General features: G+C 61.4%; 7 protein-coding genes. 4 read left to right on the top strand and 3 right to left on the bottom strand.

What is annotated here, in order from left to right; all coding sequences use genetic code 11:
* Positions 1-254: 254 nt before the first annotated feature.
* Positions 255-584, top strand: a complete 330-nt coding sequence (locus ABZ646_RS39780) for a hypothetical protein (RefSeq protein WP_360530576.1) — start codon at positions 255-257, stop codon at positions 582-584.
* A gap of 138 nt (positions 585-722) precedes the next feature.
* On the opposite strand, the gene ABZ646_RS39775 is transcribed toward ABZ646_RS39780, so the two are convergent.
* A complete protein-coding gene (locus ABZ646_RS39775; RefSeq protein ID WP_360530573.1) occupies positions 723-1,181 on the bottom strand; it encodes a hypothetical protein in 459 nt (152 codons plus the stop codon).
* A 65-nt stretch (positions 1,182-1,246) separates the two neighbouring features.
* On the bottom strand, positions 1,247-1,648 hold the full coding sequence (locus ABZ646_RS39770) for a hypothetical protein (RefSeq protein ID WP_360530570.1): 402 nt from the start codon (positions 1,646-1,648) through the stop codon (positions 1,247-1,249).
* A 343-nt stretch (positions 1,649-1,991) separates the two neighbouring features.
* On the opposite strand from ABZ646_RS39770, the gene ABZ646_RS39765 reads away from it, so the two are divergent.
* The 3 genes from ABZ646_RS39765 (at position 1,992) to ABZ646_RS39755 (ending at position 4,439) form a co-directional block, all read left to right on the top strand.
* Positions 1,992-2,348: a hypothetical protein gene (locus ABZ646_RS39765; RefSeq protein ID WP_360530579.1), complete on the top strand. Its 357-nt coding sequence runs from the start codon at positions 1,992-1,994 to the stop codon at positions 2,346-2,348.
* A gap of 253 nt (positions 2,349-2,601) precedes the next feature.
* On the top strand, positions 2,602-3,171 hold the full coding sequence (locus ABZ646_RS39760) for a hypothetical protein (RefSeq protein WP_360530567.1): 570 nt from the start codon (positions 2,602-2,604) through the stop codon (positions 3,169-3,171).
* A 47-nt stretch (positions 3,172-3,218) separates the two neighbouring features.
* Entirely contained in the window at positions 3,219-4,439 is a 1,221-nt protein-coding gene (locus tag ABZ646_RS39755) for a hypothetical protein (protein WP_360530564.1), read from the top strand.
* A gap of 329 nt (positions 4,440-4,768) precedes the next feature.
* Here ABZ646_RS39755 and ABZ646_RS39750 read toward each other — a convergent pair.
* The coding region (locus ABZ646_RS39750) for a hypothetical protein (RefSeq protein ID WP_360530561.1) at positions 4,769-5,060 on the bottom strand (292 nt) is incomplete at its 5' end.

The following is a 5,060-nucleotide window of genomic DNA, read 5'->3' as shown; positions in this document are numbered from 1 at the left end:
GCCCGGTGAGGCACTGGCGGAGGATACGAGATTCGAACTCGTGAGGGGTTGCCCCCAACACGCTTTCCAACTGTGTTGGTGCCTCGCGGGGCCGCTTACAGGGCCGTTCACCTGCGTTCACGATCGGCTGGTCCCTGGCGCGGCTGCGGGCGTCGGTCCCGTCTGAACGTCCGCGGACGGCGCTGAATGAGACGGAAACTGAGACGGACGGCGGGGCCGGGCTCGCTAGCATCTTCGCTGTTGAAGGGGGAGTCATGGCGCTGGTCCGCAAGGGATCACGACGGATCGTCGTCGACGGCACGGCCTTCCGCTGGCGGCTGCGAGGCAGACCGACGTACTTCCAGGGCCTGGCCTGGTCGCCGTGCACGTTCGCGGTCGCGCATGCGGACACCCCGGGTATGACGCTCGTGGTCACCACCGACCAGCCGCATCCAAGCAACTGGATCGGCCGCGAGGCTGAGCTGGTACTGCCGTCCGGTGTTGCCGCGGCTGTTCGGCTCGCCCTGCGTGAGGGTTGGACCCCTACGGCTCCGGGCTCGGCCTTCCACCTCGACCAGTCCGCCGGCTTCGCGCCTTCGCACTGAACGGAACCGGGGAAAACGGTGGTGCCTGTACGTCAGCCGACGGCAGTCCGCCACGGTGGCGGGTTCGCCGACTGATCAGGCGCGCGCGTGCCTCGCTGTACCCCCACTGGCCTCCGCCACGCCTCTGTCTGCGGATGATCAACCACCGTAGCGGCTGCGCAAATCCTCGGTGATCCTCGACATCAGCTCGGTCGCGCCTTGCGGTTGTATCTCCTTCAGCGGACGTTCCATCTGGGGGTCGTAGGCCGTCAGTCCGGTTTCCTTCTCGACGATGGCTGAAAGGGCGAAGACCTTGCCGAGCGCGACCGCAGCATCGTCCCCTGCGTGCCAGTAGGGCACCGTGATGCTCACCTCGTCACCGAAAACAGACAGGTCGATGCCGGTGCCCGAGTGGCTAAGGTCCCGCGACTCCTGCTCGTACTCCGTGATGTCCACTTCACCTAGTAGCACCCGGGCCTGCGGGACTACTCGGTCCCAAGCTTCAAGCAGGCGAGCAGGGATCTGCTCGCTGTGCTCGGCCGCGTCTTCCATCGCCTCCAGGACCTCATCCCAGGACTGCCCTTCGCGCCTGCTCAAGAAGTAGATGTCGTAGCTCACAGCGCGATCGTAGACACTCCTCTCGCTGGCCACAGTCCACCTGATCCCTTACGACGAGGGGTTGCTCACCAGTCCCGCCACCGGTCCGTGAGCTCGTGCCGACCGAGCCCGCGCCCGGCGGTCAAGGCCACGACGTCGACTCCCTGCTCGGTGAGCGCCTCATCGATATAGGCGCACAACTGCTCGCGTTCATCGGTTTCGAAGGCGCATTCGTCGTGTGCCTCGTTAACGGCGTTCAGGGCCAGGACGACGCGCTCCACTGCGGCGAAGATCCGTGCGTCGTCTCCTTCGGCGAGCGCGGACAACTCCGCCTCGAACACGTCGAGGACGGCATCGGTCTCCAGCAAGAGCCCTTCGGGGAACAGCTCGACCATGCACGCGCAGTCGGGATCCAGGGTGCCGGCGGCAAGCTCTGCGGCCTCCGCGGCTATGCCCCTGCGCCAGTTCGCTGTCGGTCTCTCAGCCATGGAGCGGACCGTACAGCGCAGGTCTGACAGCAAGACCCATCTTCACGATGAACCTCAGCTTGGGAAGCTCAGGTTGTCTACGGGCTGCTGCTGAGCTGACCTGCGGTGGAGCGGTGACGGTCCCGATCTGGTCGGCGACCTGGTTTCCCGCCATTCCCCGTGTTTCCCCGCACGATCTGGCACGGGGATGGCACGGGAGCTTCTGATCCGTAGCCCTAGCCGGATCGGTCAGCAACGGGCATACCGGCAGCTGCAAGGCTCCGGAGGGACGCTACCGGACGCGGGCGATTGCTGACGTTGCGGTACCTGCCTGCTGTACCGCAGGATTACGGCGGGGGTGACGATGGAACGGCATGTGCTGGAATCGCTGTTGACCGGTGACGATGAGGCCTCCGTGCTAGCTCTGGCCACCCTCCGCAGCGGCGCCACCTACTGGGTGACAGACCGGGCACAACCCGCGGACCAGCATGCCGGAGTCTTCAAGGGCCGACTTCAGCGCATGCGGAAACACGGACTCGAACCTCTCGGGCTGGAACGAGCAGTTCAGCTCGTCCGCGAACATGACCGGCCCGTGCGCACCGGGATGATCGATTCTGTCGATCGCACGTGGACCACCCTGCTCTTCCTCACCGAGGACGGCAGCGCACTAGTGGCCTGCGCCGGCTGGCGGCTGCCGCTTGTCAGGAAGCCACCGCTTTAGGAGTTCGATCCCTCGGCCTACCCGGAGCCTCGGCGCTCTCCCTGTTCGTCCGAGCGGGTGCAGCGTGTGTTGCCGCGTCGGGCCCCCCGTTTGGCCTCCTCTGACGGCGGTCTACCACCGCAGGATCAAGCACGATTGCAGCCGACCAGGCTCTGGTTCCTCTGGACTCGCTCAAGTGGCGCCTAGCGTCTGAGATCCTCAGTCATGCTGTCAATGACCTAATTTGATGCTTTGTCAGCTCAGGAGGAGCGCCATGCAGAGCGGGGTATCGCCAACCACCCTCATCACTGTTGCCGTTATTACGGCGGTGTCATCGCTCGCAGCGTCTGCCGTCACGGCTGTAGTGGCCTACCTCATTGCGAAGCGCAACCTCGGCCACACAGCTCAGATGGCGGAGCTGGACCGCAGTGCACAACTCCGACAGGAACAGCGCACGGCTCGGCGGGACGCGTACGCCGCGTACGTTACTGCGGCCTTGGCGACCCTACGCGACACCACGATTCTGAAGCATAGGGACGGATCGCTAGAAACTGCTGCTGATTGGGCTACGGCAAGAGGGCCTGCGCGTGATAGCTATAACGAATTGGCAATAACGCAAGGTGTTGTCAAGATGGAGGCCCCCGAGGATCTGGCTCAAACTGCGGAATCCGTGCGCGAGAGCGTTCAAGAATTTCTGCGCAGGATTGAGCGCTGGACAACGCCGGGAATTGAGCGCGATGTGCGCACAAAGGAGGAGGCTGCGAGTGAAATAGCAGTGAATGCGGCCTTTATGGCCCTCGACGTATTCACCAAGGCCGCTCGCGAAGACCTTGAGAGGTATTGAGTCCGGGAATTCTTTATCGGATAATCCTAGTAGGAGTTGGGGCAATTATGTGGAAGCTGCAGAATTCGCGACACTGGTTCTACGTCGATTGCGGTCGCCCTGAGGAGAATTTCTGGAAGACGCTATTCGAGCAAGCTGGACGGCGGGACCTTGTGAGCGCCAAGAAATATGAGGAATTCTTGGCGTGGAAACCGACCAATTCAAACTGCCCCGAACTCCAGCAAGTGGCTGAGGATTTGATATCTTTGGCTCCCGTTGAGTGGCAGGCAACCATGCGTAACGTTTTTGTTGCCCGCGCTTTCAAGGGGGATGCTAACGCGGAAGCCTCTTCTTTTAGGGGGGCGGGTGTAATTGAACTCAACTATGGTTTGACTTCCACGGCTATGATCTACAGCACTCTCTTTTGTCACTTCTATGCGTCATTGAGGAGTGCCGCGACGGAGGTAGATTTTTCCGATGCGGAGCAAGAGATAACCGATATGATCATAGAGGAGCTTGAAAGGTCAGCGTTCGAGCCAATCCTTATTGCAGAGAGTAGTGTCAGTTCCTGGGCTTCCGAGGGGAATGTGTACGCGGTGCACCCTCTTTTCTTTGAGCTCCCCGCCGGGAGGATGGATAGCGAGTATCACGATTTAGTTACGGCGACCGAAATGTTTGTTGTTGGGCATGAGTTTGCACACCACATGCTGGGGCACACTGAGGAGCACTTCAGGCATGCTGCTAAGGCAAAAAGGATTGTCGGGAGATGGATTTCCGATATTGGTGCAGCCGAGATTATGAACTCGCTGAACGAAGATCAGAGGGCAGAGGTCGAGGCTGACGTCACAGCGTTTCTCTTGTTGAGTGGCGAACTTTCGGAAAAGAGGACTCGGGGGCGGATCTATAGGGCAATCGGGGGCTCCATGTTGGCCCTAATATCTCTGGCCCATGTCAACGGGCACTGGGTCTCGCAGGATGACAAGGCGACGCATCCTGATTTTCTGACGCGCTACGAAGTTCTGGCGCGACTGATTAAATACATGACGATGCCAATGCCTATCGGTGAGGGTACCGAGCGTAACCCCCACGGCGATCATCCGATTGGATTCCTGATCCAATTCAGAGGCTTCACGTCTGCTTTCCTGCAAGCCATGGCATCTCGTTTTGGAGGTGAAGTGGAGATGCCTAATTTCCTCAGCATCTTTTCATGGATGATAGATCTTGAGGCTGAGTTTAAAGAAGAGCACGGGGCTCTCCATGGTCCTGGTGTTGGCGTCATGGAGCCATAAGATGGCCAACGGTCCGATCAACAGCGTACTTTCCTGCGCTGGCAGAAGCAGGAGCGGGCATCGAGAGGGATGGCGTGGAGCCCGGCCGAAGGTTTACCAGCCCTGACAGCCTCACCACATAGGACACCGTCTTAGGGCGGTGGAGTCTTAATGGGCGAGTCAAGCGCCGCCGCGTGGCTCCGAGAGCACCAGTTTGGAAGATCGCGTACGCGGATCGGCGCTGAGCTGGCAAGACGGTGACCTGCACGTTCCTGGGGTGCTGGCCGCTGTTCCCCGGTGTTCCCCGTCGGTCGCCGCTCGATCGGGCACGTATGGGGCACGCCTTCGGTTCAGGCTCGTGTCAGCAGGACCACGGCTGCCCCGATCCCGATCAAGCCTGCTCCTGCCATCGCTGCGGCTATCAGTCGCACGCCGCCGAAGTTCTTCGCGCGGGCCTGCTGCACGGGCCTCCCCTCCAGCCCGGACACGATCAATTCACGTATCCAGCTGGATCCCTTCTTCGAGGCGAAGACCGACCCCACGGCCAGCGCGCCCACGCCCCAAATCAACAGGAAAACCCGATCACCCTGGGTGGCCTGCTCGCTGAGCTGCAACATGCCGCGCATCCTCCCGGTCGCCCTG

The sequence above is a fragment of the Streptomyces sp. NPDC007162 genome, from assembly GCF_040634175.1.
GTDB lineage: Bacteria > Actinomycetota > Actinomycetes > Streptomycetales > Streptomycetaceae > Streptomyces.
The sequence above is the reverse complement of the archived record's forward strand: the minus strand, read 5'-3'. Positions and strand labels throughout refer to the sequence as shown.